This is a genomic window from Micromonospora tarapacensis, assembly GCF_019697375.1.
In the GTDB taxonomy this organism is placed as follows: domain Bacteria; phylum Actinomycetota; class Actinomycetes; order Mycobacteriales; family Micromonosporaceae; genus Micromonospora; species Micromonospora tarapacensis.
Genome location: NZ_JAHCDI010000004.1, coordinates 3,225,215 through 3,243,411, shown reverse-complemented (window position 1 = coordinate 3,243,411; position 18,197 = coordinate 3,225,215). Strand labels below are relative to the sequence as shown.

Annotated in this window: 2 protein-coding genes and 5 pseudogenes; all 7 read left to right on the top strand. The window is 70.5% G+C overall.

The window, feature by feature from the left end; genetic code table 11:
• Window positions 1–93: 93 nt before the first annotated feature.
• Window positions 94–2,687, top strand: a pseudogene (locus KIF24_RS35165) (type I polyketide synthase); the annotation flags it as partial.
• Between the two features lie 204 nt (window positions 2,688–2,891).
• Window positions 2,892–3,653 (top strand): annotated as a pseudogene (locus tag KIF24_RS35335) (polyketide synthase dehydratase domain-containing protein); the annotation flags it as partial.
• A 102-nt stretch (window positions 3,654–3,755) separates the two neighbouring features.
• Window positions 3,756–8,006 carry a type I polyketide synthase gene (locus KIF24_RS35155; RefSeq protein ID WP_456238350.1) on the top strand — a complete coding sequence of 1,417 codons (4,251 nt, stop codon included), beginning with the start codon at window positions 3,756–3,758 and terminating at the stop codon, window positions 8,004–8,006.
• The gene (locus KIF24_RS34625; RefSeq protein ID WP_331461382.1) at window positions 7,936–10,485 is read left to right on the top strand and encodes an SDR family NAD(P)-dependent oxidoreductase; all 2,550 of its coding nucleotides are present in this window, start codon (window positions 7,936–7,938) and stop codon (window positions 10,483–10,485) included. The genes KIF24_RS35155 and KIF24_RS34625 overlap by 71 nt, the downstream gene beginning before the upstream one ends.
• Window positions 10,482–15,023, top strand: a pseudogene (locus tag KIF24_RS33220) (SDR family NAD(P)-dependent oxidoreductase); the annotation flags it as partial. The gene KIF24_RS34625 and the pseudogene KIF24_RS33220, both read left to right, overlap by 4 nt.
• Window positions 15,024–15,406: 383 nt before the next feature.
• Window positions 15,407–15,532: pseudogene (locus tag KIF24_RS35330) on the top strand (acyl carrier protein); the annotation flags it as partial.
• Window positions 15,530–18,052 (top strand): annotated as a pseudogene (locus KIF24_RS35150) (type I polyketide synthase); the annotation flags it as partial. The pseudogenes KIF24_RS35330 and KIF24_RS35150, both read left to right, overlap by 3 nt.
• Window positions 18,053–18,197: the final 145 nt, after the last annotated feature.

Sequence of the window (18,197 nt, the reverse complement as noted above, 5' to 3'; positions counted from 1 at the left end):
CCCGACGAGGAAACCGCCGTGACCGCGCCGAGGGAAGCCGTACCGGAGACGGAGGACGAGGTGGACGTCGACGATCTCGATGTGGCGGTGCTCATCGCGAAGGCCCTGCAGGACAGCGACGAGGACCAGGGGGACCGGCCGTGACCATACCCACCGACGAGCTGGTACGGGCGCTGCGCTCGTCCGTCAAGGACAACGAACGGCTGCGCCGCCGCAATCGCGAGCTGACTGACACCACCAGCGGACCGATCGCGATCGTCGGAATGGCCTGCAGGCTGCCCGGTGGAGTACGCAACCCGGACGACTTCTGGCGTCTGGTCGCCGCCGGCCGCGACGGCATCACCCCGTTCCCGGCCGACCGGGGCTGGGATCTCGACCAACTGTTCGACCGTGACCCCGACCGGGCGGGTACCTCCTACGTCTCTGCCGGCGGCTTCATGGACGGCGTAGCGGAGTTCGACGCCGGATTCTTCGGTGTCAGCCCGCGGGAGGCCCTCGCCATGGACCCGCAGCAGCGGCTGCTCCTCGAAACGTCCTGGGAGGCATTGGAATACGGGGGCATCGACCCGATCGGGCTGAAGGGAAGCCGCACAGGGGTCTTCACCGGACTCATGTACAGCGACTACGCCATCAGCGTCGCGGCCGATGGCGACGGTCTCCAGGGCTACCTCGGTACTGGGACCTCGGGCAGCGTCGTCTCCGGTCGGGTCGCGTACACGTTCGGATTCGAAGGGCCCGCGGTCACGGTGGACACCGCCTGCTCGTCGTCGCTCGTCGCCATTCACCTGGCCGCGCAGGCGTTGCGCGCGGGGGAGTGCGACCTCGCCCTCGCCGGGGGCGTGACCGTGATGACGACGCCCGCGGCGTTCGTCGAGTTCTCCCGTCAGCGCGGCCTCGCCGCCGACGGTCGCTGCAAGTCCTTCGCCGCCTCGGCCGACGGTACCGGCTGGGGCGAGGGTGTCGGCCTCATCGCCATGGAACGGCTCACCGACGCGGTCCGTAGCGGCCGGCGGATCCTGGCAGTGATCAAAGGAAGCGCGGTCAACCAGGACGGCGCCTCCAACGGTCTGACTGCCCCGAACGGACCATCGCAGGAGCGCGTCATCCGGCGAGCCGTCGCCAACGCCGGCCTGACTCCGTCGGACGTGGACGCGGTCGAGGCACACGGCACCGGAACATCCCTCGGAGACCCGATCGAGGCCCAGGCGATCCTGGCGACCTACGGACGGGACCGTGACCGCCCGTTATGGCTGGGATCGGCAAAGTCCAACATCGGTCACACTCAGGCCGCCGCCGGAGTCGCCGGCGTCATCAAGATGGTTCTCGCGCTGCAGAACGAGGTGCTTCCGCCGACCCTGCACGTCGACGAGCCGACGCCGCACGTGGACTGGACGGCCGGGGACGTACGGCTACTGACCGAGCCGGTGGCGTGGAAGGCCGACGGGCGTGTCCGCCGCGCCGGCGTGTCGTCGTTCGGCATCTCCGGCACGAACGCCCACGTCATCCTCGAGGAGGCAGCCGCGTCGCAGGCAAGCGGCGACCCCGCCGCACCGGTCGTCACAGGGGTGACACCACTCGTGTTCACGGCACGCGACGTCCCCGCCCTGCGTCGCCAGGCCACGAACCTCGACCGGCTGCTCGCCGCCGGGGCCGAACCCGGATCGGTCTCGGCAGCGCTCGTGCGCGACCGGGCGATGCTGCCCCACCGCGCCGTCGTCGTGGGGGATCTGCACGGTGGGCTGTCCGCCCTCGCCGCCGGGGAGATGCCGGAGAACGTCGTCACTGGTACCGCTGCTGGTACGCGGGCGGCGTTCGCATTCGCCGGGCAGGGTGCCCAGTGGGTCGGGATGGGCCTGGGGCTGTGGGCGGCCTCACCGGTGTTCGCGTCCGCCATGACCGCCTGCGAGCAGGCGATGTCGGCGCTCACCGGATGGCGGCTACGGGACGTCCTGGCCGACGAGGACGCTCTGGCGCGGGTCGACGTGGTGCAGCCCGCGTCGTTCGCGGTGGCGGTTTCCCTGGCGGCGATGTGGCAGGCAGCCGGGGTCCGACCGGCGGCCGTCATCGGCCACTCCCAGGGCGAGATAGCGGCCGCCCACGTCGCGGGGGTTCTGGAACTGGACGACGCGGTGCGCGTGGTCGTCCTGCGTTCGCAGGCGCTCGCCGCGCTGACGACGACTGGCGGGATGGCGGCCGTGTCCGGTCTCAGCGAGAGCGAGGTGCGGACGCTCCTCGGCGAGAACCTCACGGTGGCGGCGGTGAACGGCCCGACGTCCGTCGTCGTCTCCGGACCGGTCGAGCCGCTGGAGTCGTTCCTCGCGGACTGCGCCAGCAGCGGGGTCCGGGCTCGGAGGATACCCGTGGACTACGCCTCGCACTCGGCCCAGGTCGACCCGATCCGTGAGCGGATCCTCGACACTCTGGGCACCGTGCGGCCACGCGCCGCCGACGTTCCCGTGTGGTCGTGCCTGGAGGGCCGCTGGGTCGACGGGAGCGGGTTCGACGCATCGTACTGGTGGCTCAACCTGCGCAACCCGGTGCGGTTCGCCGACGGGGTGCAGGCGCTGGCCGGCAAGAACATCCACTGCGTCATCGAGGTCAGCCCTCATCCGGTGCTCGGTCCCGCCGTACAGGAAACCCTCGACGCCACCGGACAGCGCGGGACCGCGGTCGGCACCCTGCGGCGCGGCGAGGATACCGCCCGCCGGTTCGTCGGCGCCGTCGCAGAAGCGTTCACCGCCGGCGTCGTCGTCGACTGGACCACGCTCACCCCCCACGGCACCGTCCCGACCGCTCTCCCCACGTACCCCTTCCAACGTGACCGTTACTGGCTCAACAGCGGCGGTAGCCGCAACGTCACCGCGGTCGGGCAGGACAGTGTCGCGCACGCCGTGCTCGGTGCGGCCGTCGTGCTCGCCGACGGGGACAGCACGGTCCTCACCGGGCGGCTCTCGCTGGCCACCCATCCGTTGCTGACAGACCACCGGGTCCACGGCGTGCCGGTCGTCCCGGCAGCTCTCCTGCTCGACCTGCTGCTCCGCGCCGCCGACACCGTCGGACTCGACGGCGTCGACGAACTGACCGTGACCACCCCACTGGTGCTGCCCGAGCAAGGCGTCGTCGACCTGCAGGTCATCGTCGGCGCGCGGGAGGTGTCGGTGCACTCCCGACGCCGCGGCGCCGACACGTGGACCTGCCATGCCACCGGCGCGCTCGCGGCAGCCGCTGCTCCGGCCCGCTCGGTGGTGGAATGGCCGCCGCGCGAGGCGCAGCCGGTCACGCTCGACGACCTGTATCCGTCGCTCGCCGACCAGGGACTGCAGTACGGGCCGCGGTTCCAGGGACTACGCAGGGCGTGGCGTCACGGCGACGACGTCTACGCCGAGATCGTCCTGGCCGAGGGGGAAGACCCCAGTCGGTTCGGCATCCACCCGGCGCTGCTGGACGCTGCCCTGCACACCCTTGCCGTGACCGGCCGAGCCGGCGATCCGATCCGGCTGCCCTTCAGCTTCACCAACGTGCGGCTGCACGCCACCGGAGCCACCACGCTGCGGGTGCGTGTCCGTCCGGTGGCCGGTGGTGTCCAGGTGGCGGCCGTCGACCTGGCGGGCGCTCCCGTCGTCGACATCGGTACGTTGGCCCTGCACCCCTTCGACGCCACGCAGCTGCCGGCTCCTACCAGGGTCGCCGATCCGCTGCATGTCATCGAGTGGGTCCCGGCAGACCCGCCGTCCGACGAGGCGCACCGGACGGTCGTGGTCGTCGGTGATGCCGAGATCGGCGAGCGGCTCTCCCTGCCCTGCTCGGATCAGCCCGGTCCGGCGGACATCGTGGTGCTGCCCGTCATCGGGCATGCGCAGACGCCCGAGGCCGTCCACGAGGCCCTCGCCGAGGTGCTGCAATTCGTGCAGCGATGGTTCGCCGACCCGCCGAGGGAACACGCTCGGCTCGTGGTGCTCACCAGATACGCCACCGGAGCCGTCGGCGGCGAGCCGGCGGACATCGTGGCCGCCGCTGTCTGGGGACTCGTCCGGTCCGTGCAGCAGGAACACCCCGATCGTGTCATCCTGACCGATCTTGACGACGACCCTGCGTCGTGGACGGCCATCGCCGGGGCGGGTATCGCGCTCGGGGCCGCGCAGATCGCCGTCCGCGCCGGTAAGGTTCTGGAACCACGCCTGATCAGGCAGTCGTCCTCGGCGGCCGGTGGTCGGATGTCCTTCGACCCGACCGGGACCGTCCTGGTGACCGGCGCAGCCGGAACCCTCGGCGGGCTCGTCGCCCGTCACCTGGCCACCGCCCACGGCGCCCGCCGCCTCGTTCTGCTGTCCCGGCGAGGCGACACCGCTGCCGGCGCTGCCGCCCTGCATGACGACCTCGCCGCTGCCGGCTGCGAAGCCGTCTTCGAATCCTGCGACGTCGCCGACCGTGACGCCCTCGCCGACGTCCTGGCTCGTATCCCCACCAGCGCCCCACTCACCGCCGTGATTCACGCCGCCGGGGTGCTCGACGACGGCATGGTGGAGTCGCTCACCGCCGAACGGCTCAGCCGCGTCCTGCGACCGAAGGTGGATGCCGCCTTCCACCTGGACACGCTCACCCGCGACCTGCCGGTGCAGACGTTCGTGCTGTTCTCCTCCGCCAGCGGTGTTCTCGGCAATGCGGGTCAGGCCAACTACGCTGCCGCGAACGCCTTTCTCGACGGCCTCGCCCGGCGACGGCGTTCCCTCGGGCTTCCGGCGCACTCCCTGGCGTGGGGGTTGTGGGCCGAGGGCAGCGGCATGACCGGCCACCTGGCCGACGCCGACCGGGCCCGCATGGCCCGCAACGGCCTGCATCCGCTGCCGACCGACGCTGCCCTCGATCTGTTCGACGCCGCGCTCGCCGATACCGCACCGGTGCCCGTACCGGTCCGCTTCGACCTGCCGACGCTGCGCGCTCACGCCCGCGACGGCGCCCTGCCCGCCCTGCTGAGGGGCCTTGTCCCGGCCGGTGTTCGGCGGACCGTGGCCAGCGGTGACGCCGACGGCCTCGCGGCTCTGCTGCCGGCCGAGCGGATCGCGGCCCTGCTCGACCTGGTCCGTACCCGAGCCGCCAGCGTGCTCGGGTACGCGGGTGCGGACGCCGTCGACGCCCGCGGTGCCTTCCGTGACCTCGGCTTCGATTCCCTCACCGCCGTGCAGCTGCGTAACCAGCTCGCCCAGGCGGTCGGTACCCGTTTACCCGCGACGCTCGTCTTCGACCACCCCACCCCGGAACTCCTCGCCGCCCACCTGGAGAGCACGCTGTTCGCCTCCCCGACGGTGGCAGCGGCGCCGGCCGCGCATGCCGTTGAGTCGGATGATCCGGTGGTCATTGTGGGGATGGCTTGTCGGTTGCCGGGTGGTGCGGATTCGCCGGAGGCGTTGTGGCGGTTGCTGGCCGAGGGTCGTGACGCGTTGACCGGTTTCCCCGACGACCGCGGCTGGAGTTTGCACCAACTCGATGAACTCGCCGCGAACGTCGGCGGTGGTTTCGTCGATGACGCCGCGGGCTTCGACGCGGGGTTCTTCGGGATCAGTCCGCGTGAGGCTTTGGCCATGGACCCGCAGCAGCGGCTGCTGCTCGAAGCCGGTTGGGAGGCTCTTGAGGACGCCGGGATCGATGCGTTGTCCTTGCGGGGCAGCGACACCGGGGTTTTCGCGGGACTCATGTACCACGACTACGCGGCTACCGCGGGTCGTCTCCCCGACGACGTCCAGGGCTATATCGGCACCGGGACCTCGGGCAGCGTGGCGTCTGGTCGGGTGTCTTATGTGTTCGGGTTCGAGGGGCCGGCGGTGACGGTGGATACGGCGTGTTCGTCGTCGTTGGTGGCGGTTCATCTTGCGGTGCAGTCGTTGCGGTCGGGGGAGTGTGGGTTGGCGTTGGCGGGTGGGGTGACGGTGATGTCGACGCCTGCGGTGTTTGTGGAGTTCGCTCGGCAGGGTGGTTTGGCGGGTGATGGGCGGTGTAAGGCGTTCGCGGGTGCGGCTGATGGTGCGGGGTTTGGTGAGGGTGTCGGGCTGGTGGTTCTCGAGCGGCTTTCCGTTGCGCGCCGTCGCGGGCACAAGGTGTTGGCGGTGGTGCTTGGTTCGGCGGTGAATCAGGACGGTGCTTCTAATGGTTTGACTGCGCCGAATGGTCCGTCGCAGGAGCGGGTGATTCGGCAGGCGTTGGCCAATGCTGGTGTGGGGCCGGCGGATGTGGATGTGGTGGAGGCGCATGGCACGGGTACCGCGTTGGGTGATCCGATCGAGGCGCAGGCGTTGTTGGCGGCGTATGGGCAGGGTCGGGATCGTCCGTTGTGGTTGGGGTCGGTGAAGTCGAATGTCGGTCATACCCAGGCTGCGGCGGGTGTGGCGGGGGTTATCAAGATGGTTTTGGCGTTGCGGCATGGTGTGTTGCCGCGGACGTTGCATGTCGATGAGCCGACGTCGCAGGTGGACTGGTCGGGCGGTGATGTGCGGTTGTTGACCGAGGCCCGGCCGTGGGTAGGTGACGGTCGTCGGCGTCGGGCCGGGGTGTCGTCGTTCGGTATCTCCGGCACCAATGCTCATGTCGTCATCGAGGAAGCGCCGGCGGTTGCTCCGGTCGTGGTGGAGCCGTCGGGTGACGGGTTGCCGGTTGTGGTGGTGGTGTCGGCGCGGGGTGGGGATGGTCTGCGTGCTCGGGCGGGGCAGGTGGCTGCGGTCCTGGAGGGTGGTGCGGATCTCGCTGCGGTGGCGTCCACTCTGGTGCGGCATCGGCCGGTGTTGCCTGAACGGGCGGTGGCTGTGGGTGTCTGTCGTGCTGATCTGGTTACCGCTCTGCGATCGTTCTCGGTGCTCGCTGGGCGTGCTGACGGTAGGCCCGGGGTGGGTTTCGTGTTCTCCGGTCAGGGTTCGCAGTGGCGGGGTATGGGGCGTGGGCTGGCCGAGTCGTTCCCGGTGTTCCGGACCGCGTTCGATGAGGTCTGTGAGCGGTTCCCGGGGTTGCGTGAGGTGTTGTGGGGTGATGATGCGGATGCGGTGACCGCTACCGGTGTCGCGCAGCCGGGCCTGTTCGCGTTGCAGGTCGCGTTGCATCGTTTGTTGTCGTCGTGGAATGTGCGGGCCGAGGTGATGCTCGGGCACTCCGTCGGTGAGATCGCCGCGGCGCATGTGGCGGGGGTGTTCTCCCTGGACGATGCTTGTCGTCTGGTAGCGGCGCGGGCGACGTTGATGCAGGACCTGCCGGCGGGCGGGGCGATGGCGGCTGTCGAGGCGAGCGAGGACGAGGTCCTCGCCGCCGGTCTGGACATCGACATCGCCGCGGTCAACGGTCCCCGGTCACTGGTCGTCTCGGGCACCACGGACGCGGTCGAGGCCGCCGCGACACGCTGGCGGACCAAGAGACTACGGGTCAGTCACGCATTCCATTCCCGGTTGATGGCACCGATGCTCGAACCGTTCGCCACCGCGATCGGAAACATACGGTTCCACCAACCGAACCCACGACTGATCTCCACCCTGCACCCCGACGCGGACATGACCTCACCCGAATACTGGGTCAACCAGATACGCCAACCAGTCCGATTCACCGACGCCGTGAACACCATGCGTGAACGAGGCGTCAGCACCATCATCGAAATCGGCCCCGGAACCACCCTCACCAGCCTCATCCACCACCACAACGACACCCACCACAACAACATTCACCACAACAACATTCACGCCATCGCACTACTACACCCCGACCAGAACGAAACCCGGTCCATCCTCACCGGCCTCGCCCACGCCTTCACCACCGGCACACCGGTCGACTGGACCACCATCATCCCCCCACACCCCCACACCCCTACCCACCTACCCCTTCCAACACACCCGCTACTGGCTCCACGACACCGGCGCGTCCGCCGACCCCGCCGGCCTCGGGCTCACCGAGTCCGGCCACCCGATCCTCACCGCGCGGCTCGACCAGGCCGACGGACAGCAGGTCATCTACACCGGAAGGCTCTCCGTCGTTAGCCACGGGTGGTTGCGTGGCCACGACGTGATGGGCCAGGTGCTGATGCCCGGGGCCGCGCTGATGGAAATGGCCCTGTACGCCGGAGCACAGAACGGTGCGGCCGAACTCACCGAGCTGACCCTGCACGTCCCGCTCGTCGTGCCCGCGACCGCCGCCGTCGACCTGCAACTGCGCGTGTCCGCCCAGGACGACAACGATCGACGCTCCGTCGCCGTTCACTCCCGGCCGTCCGGTGGCGAATCGTGGACCTGCCACGCCACCGGAACACTCACGGCCGAAACTGGCGACCTGCCGGTCTTCGCCGCCGGTGCCTGGCCGCCGCCCGGTGCGGAGCCGCTCCCGATCGACGACATCTATGACAGTTTCGCGGCACGCGGCCTCGTCTACGCGACTCCGTTCGACGGGCTCCGGCGCGCCTGGCGGCTGGGCGCCGACCGGTACGCCGAGGTCGAACTGCCGCCCGAGACGGTCGGCGACTTCGGCATCCATCCGGCTCTGCTGGACTCGATGCTGCACACGCTCGGTCTTGTCGACGACGAACCCGAGGTCAGTCTGCCGTTCTCGTTCACCGGGGTGCAGTGGTCCAGCCACGGTGCCACCGCGCTGCGAGTTCATCTCAGCCCGACCTCCGACGGTTTCCGCATCACCGCCACCGACCAGGCCGGGAATCCCGTTGTCGGCATCGACGGACTGGCCCTGCGTCCAGTCGACGCTGCCCGGCCCGTCAGGACGTACCGCCTCGACTGGGTGACCGTGGAGCCCTCGGGTGAACCCGCGTCAGAGGCGGTCGTGGTACGCGTGCCGGCGGAGGCCGGGCTGCCGAGGCCGGAACGGGTCCGCGAGGTCCTGGCCGAACTGCTCGGCACGGTGCAACGGTGGCTGGCCGACCCGGCGCGATCCGGTTCCCGGCTCGTCGTCGACGCCGACCCCGCCGATCCGCTGGGTGCCGCCGCCTGGGGCCTGCTCTCCTCCGTGCAGAACGAGCACCCCGGCCGGATCGTTCTCGCCCACCTGGACGGCGCGGGGGCGGCGCCGGCGGGTCCGAGCGAGCAGCAGTTCGCACTCCGGCACGGCCGCGTCGTCGTGCCCCGACTCGTGCCGGTACCCGGCACCCCGGCATCGGCCGTCTGGCCCGCGCACGGCACCGTACTGGTCACCGGAGCGGGTGGAGCACTCGGTCGGATCGTCGCTCGGCACCTCGCCCTCCGGCACCGCGTACCCCGTTTGCTGTTGCTCTCCCGGCGGGGGGCCGATTCACCGCATGCGGCGGACCTGGTCGCCGAGTTGACCGCCGGCGGGTGTGAAGTCGCGTACGAAGCGTGCGACGTGGCCGACCGGCAGGCACTCCAGGAGGTGCTGGACCGGATCCCGGCCGCACACCCGCTGACCGCCGTCGTGCACGCGGCAGGGGTGCTCGACGACGGCGTCGCGGAGTCGCTGACCGTCGAACGGCTCAGCCGGGTCCTACGGCCCAAGGTCGACGCCGCGGTCCACCTGCACGAGCTCACCCGCCACCTCGACCTCTCCGCATTCGTTCTCTTCTCCTCTGCGGCGGGGGTGTTCGGCACCCCGGGGCAGGCCAACTACGCGGCGGCCAACGCGTTCCTCGACGCGCTCGCGGCGCACCGGCGCGGCCTCGGCCTGCCCGCCGTGTCCATCGCCTGGGGCATGTGGGACGCCGACGACGGGATGACCGCACACCTCACCGACGCCGATCGGCTGCGGATGACCCGCCATGGCGTCGCGCCCCTGCCGGTTACCGAGGCCCTCGCGGTCCTGGACGCCGCACCAGGGCTGGACAGCGCCGCCGTGGTGGCCATCCGGCTCGATGCGGCGTCGGCCAGTCGCGGCGACGCGGTCGACGCCCCACCGGTCCTGGCCGGCCTGCTGCCGACCAGCCGCCGTCGTGACAGGGCTCGCCGTACCCAGCAGTTCAATTTGGCCACCCGGCTTGCCGGCCTGTCCGGCACGGACCGTACCTTGGTCGTCCTGGACCTGGTTCGCAGCACGGCGGCATCGGTGCTCGGACACGGCGGAGCCGCGGACGTGCCGCCGGGCAAGGCGTTCAAGGAACTCGGCTTCGACTCCCTCGCCGCGGTGCAGCTGCGAAATCAGCTCACCCTGGCGACCGGCCTGGCGCTGCCCGCGACGCTGGTCTTCGACCATCCGACACCGGCCGTGCTCGCCGAGCACCTTGCCGAGCGCGTCAGCACCGACGCCACCCAGCACATCCTCGCCGACCTCGACCGGATCGAGGCGGCCGTCACCACAGCGGTCGGTACCAGCGGCGACGCTCGCGACGCCGTCTTCGCCCGGATCGAGGCGATGCTGTGGCGGCTGCGGTCAGCGGAAGCGCCGCAGGACGCCACCCCGGCCACGCAAGAGCGAAACAGTCCGGCGGAACAGGCGGGTGACCGGCTCGCGGAGGCGAGCGACGACGACATATTCGCGTTCATCGACGAACGCTTCGGTCAGTGAGGAGCTTCGTGACCGACAACGAACAACGGCTCCGGGAGTACCTGCGGCGCGTCACCGTCCAGCTGCACGACACCGACCTCAGGCTGGCGCAGGAGCGAGCGCGTGGCCGCGAACCCATCGCGATCGTCGGAATGTCCTGCCGTTTCTCCGGTGCTGTGGACACCCCGGCCGGGCTGTGGCGGCTGCTCGCCGACGGCGGCGACGGCGTCGGGCCGTTCCCTGACGATCGTGGCTGGGACGTCGACGACCTGTTCGACCCGACCGGCGAGCGGCCCGGCACCAGCTACACCCGGGAGGGCGGCTTCCTACGCGGCGCGGCCGGCTTCGACCCGGGCTTCTTCGGCATCAGTCCGCGTGAGGCGCTCGCCATGGACCCGCAGCAGCGGCTGCTGCTCGAAACCGCGTGGGAGGCCATCGAGGACGCCGGGATCGACGCGAACACGTTGCGGGGCAGCGACACCGGGGTCTTCGCCGGTCTGATGTACCACGACTACGCGATGAGCCCGGGCGATCTGCCGGAGAGCGTGCACGGCTACCTCAGCACCGGCACCGCGGGCAGCGTCGCCACCGGCCGGGTGGCCTACACGTTCGGCTTCGAAGGGCCCGCGGTCACGGTCGACACCGCCTGTTCGTCGTCCCTCGTGGCGATCCATTTCGCCACGCAGGCACTGCGGGCGGGCGAGTGCGGTCTCGCGCTCGCCGGGGGCGTGACCGTCATGGCCACCCCGGCATCGTTCGTCGAGTTCTCCCGCCAGCGTGGTCTCGCCGCCGACGGGCGGTGCAAGCCGTTCGCGGCGGCTGCGGACGGCACCGGCTGGGGCGAAGGCGCAGGCCTGCTCCTGCTCGAACGACTATCCGACGCGGTCAGCAGGAACCACAGGATCCTCGCGGTGGTACGCGGCTCGGCAGTCAATCAGGACGGCACCTCGAACGGGCTGACCGCGCCCAGCGGTCGCTCGCAGGAGCGGGTGATCCGGCAGGCCCTCGCCAACGCCGGGCTGGAACCCACCGACGTGGACGCGGTCGAGGCGCACGGCACCGGTACGCCTCTCGGTGACCCGATCGAAGCCCGGGCTCTCATCGCCGCCTACGGCCAGGACCGCCCCGAAGACCGTCCGCTGTGGCTCGGATCGGTGAAGTCGAACCTGGGCCACACCCAGGCTGCCGCCGGCGTCGCCGGGGTCATGAAAATCGTCCTGGCGCTGCGGAACAACCTGCTTCCCAAGACGCTGCACGTCGACGAGCCCACGCCACACGTCGATTGGGCCGCGGGGAACGTGCGGCTGTTGACCGAGCCCGTCGGGTGGAAACAGAACGGACGTTCCCGGCGGGCCGCGGTCTCGTCGTTCGGCATCTCCGGCACCAACGCCCACGTCCTCATCGAGGAGCCTCCCGCACGCGAAGTCGCGCCCGTGCCCGGGTCACCGGTCCTCGACGGTGCGGTCGCGTGGGTGCTGTCCGGGCACGGTGCGGCGGGCCTGCGTGCCCAGGCGGCTCGCCTGGTGGAACCGGCTTCGGAGTGCGATCCCACCGACCTCGCCGTCGCGCTCGCGCGGACGCGGGCGGCCCTTCCCGAGCGTGCCGTCATCGTCGGCGACCTCGCTGGCGGGCTCGCCGCCCTGGCAGCAGGGGAACCGGTCCCGCACGTGGTGAAAGGCACCGCCATCGAGGCCCCGGCGACCGCGTTCGCCTTCGCCGGCCAAGGGGCGCAGTGGGCGGGCATGGGCCTCCAGATGTGGGACAGGTCGCCGGTGTTCGGTGCGTCGATGGTCGCCTGTGAGGCGGCGATGTCGCCCCTCACCGGATGGCGGTTGCGTGACGTGCTCGCTGACGAGTCGGCCCTCGCCCGGGTCGACGTGGTGCAGCCCGCGTCGTTCGCGGTGGCGGTCTCGCTGGCCGCGCTGTGGACGGCGTCCGGCGTCCGGCCGACGGTGGTCATCGGCCACTCCCAGGGGGAGATCGCGGCGGCCCATGTCGCGGGTGTCCTCGACCTCGACGACGCCGTACGGGTCGTCGTCCTACGCGCGCAGGCGCTCGGTGCCCTGGCGGCGACCGGCGGGATGGTGGCGGTGTCCGGCCTCTCCGAGGCCGAGGTGCGGGACCTCATGGGGGACGGCCTCGCGCTGGCGGCGGTGAACGGCCCGACGTCCGTGGTGCTCTCCGGCCCGGTCGCGCCGCTTGAGCAGTTCCTTGCCGACTGCTCGCAACGCGGCATCTGGGCACGGCGGATTCCCGTCGACTACGCCTCACACTCCGCGCAGATGGACCCGATCCGCGACCGGGTCCTGGCGGCGCTGAGAGAGATCCAGCCGCACACCGCCCGTCTTCCCATCTGGTCCACCGCCGTGAGTCGATGGGTCGACGGCAGCGAGCTCGACGGAGCGTACTGGTGGCACAATCTGCGTAACACGGTACGTTTCGGTGACGGCGTTCGGGCCCTCGCAGATCGCGGCATCGGCTGCGTCATCGAGGCGAGCTCCCATCCCGTGCTCACCACTGCCGTGCAGGAGACACTCGACGCCGCCGGTCGCGCCGGCGCCGTCATCGGCAGCCTCCACCGGGGCGACGACACACCTGAGCGATTCCTCACCGCGGTCGCCGAGGCGTACGTGGCCGGCGTGCCTGTCGCCTGGGACGCACTCCTGCCACCGCGTTCCACCCATCACGTCGACCTGCCGACCTACGCCTTCCAGCGCGACCAGTACTGGCTCACCCCGGTCGGTCAGAACCCGGCGGCCGTCGGGCAGGACACCACCGGCCACCCCCTGGCCGCGGCGGCCGTCACTGTCGCCGGTTCCAGTCAGCTCGTCCTCACCGGCAGGCTGTCCCTCGCGATGCAGCCATGGCTCGGCGATCATCGCGTCCTCGGTGCCGCGTTCGTACCCGGCGCCGCCCTCGTCGAGCTGGCCCTAGACGCCGGTGCCCGCGTCGACCGGACGGCGCTGGCCGAACTGACCCTCCAGACCCCCCTCGTGCTCCCTGAACACGGATCCATCGATATCCAGGTCGTCGTCGGCGGTGCTCATGACGACCCCCGCCGTGAGGTGACCGTTCACTCCCGAACGCACGACGACGGCGGCCCGTGGCGCTGCCACGCCACCGGCACGCTGACCCGAGCGGTCCCAGCCGAGCCCACCACGCTGCCATGGCCACCGGACGCGGCGCCCGTCGACGTCACCGACCTCTACCCGCGCTTGGCCGACTCCGGACTCGGGTACGGTCCGGCGTTCCAGGGCCTGCGCCGCGCCTGGATCGCCGGTGAGGACCGGTACGCCGAGGTCAGTCTGCCGGCGACGGAGGGGTTCGGGCTCTCGCCCGCACTCTTCGACGCCGCGCTGCACCTCCTCGCCCTCGGCCCGAACACCGGTCCGGGCAGCGGTGTACGCCTGCCGTTCAGCTTCTCCGACGTCCAGTTGTCCGCGGTCGGCGCCACCACGCTGCGGGTCCACGTGCAGACCTCTCCTGACGGCACCGTGCGGCTGACCGCTACCGACCCGGCCGGGCAACCCGTGCTGACCGTCGGCGCTCTCGCGCTACGGCCCCTCGACCCCGCCGGGCCGGACACCGGACCGGCCCCCGATCTGTACGAGGTCGTCTGGACCCCCGTCGAGATCGATCACCTGCCGGCGGCGTACGCCGTGGATCCGGTGCTCGGCGGAGACCTGGCCCGGGAGACGGCCGTACACCTGCCCGCTGCGGCGGACGGCACCGTGGTGGTCCTGCCGGTCGCCGGTGACTCCGACGCCGACACCCTGCCCCGACTGCTCGACTATCTGCAGAGGTGGCTCACCGACCGGGCCCGGGAGAACGCTCGGCTCGTCGTGCTGACCCGGTACGCGCACCGCGACGATGTGCTGGCGGCAGCCGCGTGGGGTCTGGTCCGGGCGGTGCAGGCCGAGCACCCCCACCGGATCTTCCTCGTCGACCTCGACGGCAGCCCGGCGTCCTGGGCCGCCCTGCCCGCTGCCGTCACGGCGGCCGAACCACAGCTCGCCCTCCGCTCCGGAGCCGCCCTCGTACCCGTCCTGGACCGGGCGTTCAGCACGGAACCGGTGGTCTGGCCGTCCGGCGGCACGGTCCTGGTCACCGGTACCAGCGGTACCCTCGGTGGGCTCGTCGCCCGGCATCTGGCCCGTACCCACGGTGCCCGACGGCTGATCCTCCTGTCCCGGCAGGGAGCCGACGCCGCGAATGCGGCTGAGCTCGCCGACGACCTGGCCGCGGTGGGCTGTGCGGCGGTCTTCACCGCTTGCGACGTCGCCGACCGCGAAGCGCTCGCCCAGGTGATCACCGAACATCCGCCGACCGCCGTCGTGCACACCGCCGGGGTCCTTGACGACGGTGTCGTGGAGTCCATGACCTCCGACCGGCTCGCTGCCGTCCTGCGTCCGAAGGCCGACGGCGCCCGGCACCTGGACGAGTTGACCCGTCACCTCGACCTCACCTCGTTCGTCCTCTTCTCGTCGGCGGCCGGCACCATCGGCGGTGCTGGGCAGGCCAACTATGCCGCCGCGAACGCCTTTCTCGACGGCCTCGCCCGGCGACGGCGTTCCCTCGGGCTTCCGGCGCACTCCCTGGCGTGGGGGTTGTGGGCCGAGGGCAGCGGCATGACCGGCCACCTCGCCGCCACCGACCGCGACCGGCTCAGCCGCAACGGCATCGCACCCCTGGACACCGAAGCCGCGCTGCGGCTGTTTGACATCGCCACCGCCCCGGATGCTCCCGCGACGAGTGTCCCAGTGCGTTTCGACCGCAGCGCCCTGCGGAACCGCGGTCGCGCCGGTGAGTTGCCCCCGATGCTGCGGCGGCTGGTACCGGCCACGCCCCGACGCGCCAGGGCCGCGGGGACACGGCCGAATCCCTCGCCGCCCTGCCCGCCGGGGAGCGGGCCGCCGCCCTCGCAAACCTCGTCCACACCGAGGTGGCCGCGGTCCTCGGCCACCCCGATCCCACTTCGGTCGATCCGCCGCGGTCGTTCAGGGACCTCGGCTTCGATTCCCTCACCGCCGTGCAGTTGCGCAACCGGCTCGCGAAAGCCACCGGTATGCGGCTGCCCGCGACGCTCGTCTTCGACCACCCCAACCCGTCCGCCCTCGCGGCGTTCCTCGACACGGAGCTCACCGGGACCCCGCCCACGAGCATCCCCACCGTCACCGCGCATGCCGTTGAGTCGGATGATCCGGTGGTCATTGTGGGGATGGCTTGTCGGTTGCCGGGTGGTGCGGATTCGCCGGAGGCGTTGTGGCGGTTGCTGGCCGAGGGTCGTGACGCGTTGACCGGTTTCCCCGACGACCGCGGCTGGAGTTTGCACCAACTCGATGAACTCGCCGCGAACGTCGGCGGTGGTTTCGTCGATGACGCCGCGGGCTTCGACGCGGGGTTCTTCGGGATCAGTCCGCGTGAGGCTTTGGCCATGGACCCGCAGCAGCGGCTGCTGCTCGAAGCCGGTTGGGAGGCTCTTGAGGACGCCGGGATCGATGCGTTGTCCTTGCGGGGCAGCGACACCGGGGTTTTCGCGGGACTCATGTACCACGACTACGCGGCTACCGCGGGTCGTCTCCCCGACGACGTCCAGGGCTATATCGGCACCGGGACCTCGGGCAGCGTGGCGTCTGGTCGGGTGTCTTATGTGTTCGGGTTCGAGGGGCCGGCGGTGACGGTGGATACGGCGTGTTCGTCGTCGTTGGTGGCGGTTCATCTTGCGGTGCAGTCGTTGCGGTCGGGGGAGTGTGGGTTGGCGTTGGCGGGTGGGGTGACGGTGATGTCGACGCCTGCGGTGTTTGTGGAGTTCGCTCGGCAGGGTGGTTTGGCGGGTGATGGGCGGTGTAAGGCGTTCGCGGGTGCGGCTGATGGTGCGGGGTTTGGTGAGGGTGTCGGGCTGGTGGTTCTCGAGCGGCTTTCCGTTGCGCGCCGTCGCGGGCACAAGGTGTTGGCGGTGGTGCTTGGTTCGGCGGTGAATCAGGACGGTGCTTCTAATGGTTTGACTGCGCCGAATGGTCCGTCGCAGGAGCGGGTGATTCGGCAGGCGTTGGCCAATGCTGGTGTGGGGCCGGCGGATGTGGATGTGGTGGAGGCGCATGGCACGGGTACCGCGTTGGGTGATCCGATCGAGGCGCAGGCGTTGTTGGCGGCGTATGGGCAGGGTCGGGATCGTCCGTTGTGGTTGGGGTCGGTGAAGTCGAATGTCGGTCATACCCAGGCTGCGGCGGGTGTGGCGGGGGTTATCAAGATGGTTTTGGCGTTGCGGCATGGTGTGTTGCCGCGGACGTTGCATGTCGATGAGCCGACGTCGCAGGTGGACTGGTCGGGCGGTGATGTGCGGTTGTTGACCGAGGCCCGGCCGTGGGTAGGTGACGGTCGTCGGCGTCGGGCCGGGGTGTCGTCGTTCGGTATCTCCGGCACCAATGCTCATGTCGTCATCGAGGAAGCGCCGGCGGTTGCTCCGGTCGTGGTGGAGCCGTCGGGTGACGGGTTGCCGGTTGTGGTGGTGGTGTCGGCGCGGGGTGGGGATGGTCTGCGTGCTCGGGCGGGGCAGGTGGCTGCGGTCCTGGAGGGTGGTGCGGATCTCGCTGCGGTGGCGTCCACTCTGGTGCGGCATCGGCCGGTGTTGCCTGAACGGGCGGTGGCTGTGGGTGTCTGTCGTGCTGATCTGGTTACCGCTCTGCGATCGTTCTCGGTGCTCGCTGGGCGTGCTGACGGTAGGCCCGGGGTGGGTTTCGTGTTCTCCGGTCAGGGTTCGCAGTGGCGGGGTATGGGGCGTGGGCTGGCCGAGTCGTTCCCGGTGTTCCGGACCGCGTTCGATGAGGTCTGTGAGCGGTTCCCGGGGTTGCGTGAGGTGTTGTGGGGTGATGATGCGGATGCGGTGACCGCTACCGGTGTCGCGCAGCCGGGCCTGTTCGCGTTGCAGGTCGCGTTGCATCGTTTGTTGTCGTCGTGGAATGTGCGGGCCGAGGTGATGCTCGGGCACTCCGTCGGTGAGATCGCCGCGGCGCATGTGGCGGGGGTGTTCTCCCTGGACGATGCTTGTCGTCTGGTAGCGGCGCGGGCGACGTTGATGCAGGACCTGCCGGCGGGCGGGGCGATGGCGGCTGTCGAGGCGAGCGAGGACGAGGTCCTCGCCGCCGGTCTGGACATCGACATCGCCGCGGTCAACGGTCCCCGGTCACTGGTCGTCTCGGGCACCACGGACGCGGTCGAGGCCGCCGCGACACGCTGGCGGACCAAGAGACTACGGGTCAGTCACGCATTCCATTCCCGGTTGATGGCACCGATGCTCGAACCGTTCGCCACCGCGATCGGAAACATACGGTTCCACCAACCGAACCCACGACTGATCTCCACCCTGCACCCCGACGCGGACATGACCTCACCCGAATACTGGGTCAACCAGATACGCCAACCAGTCCGATTCACCGACGCCGTGAACACCATGCGTGAACGAGGCGTCAGCACCATCATCGAAATCGGCCCCGGAACCACCCTCACCAGCCTCATCCACCACCACAACGACACCCACCACAACAACATTCACCACAACAACATTCACGCCATCGCACTACTACACCCCGACCAGAACGAAACCCGGTCCATCCTCACCGGCCTCGCCCACGCCTTCACCACCGGCACACCGGTCGACTGGACCACCATCATCCCCCCACACCCCCACACCCCTACCCACCTACCCCTTCCAACACACCCGCTACTGGCTCCAC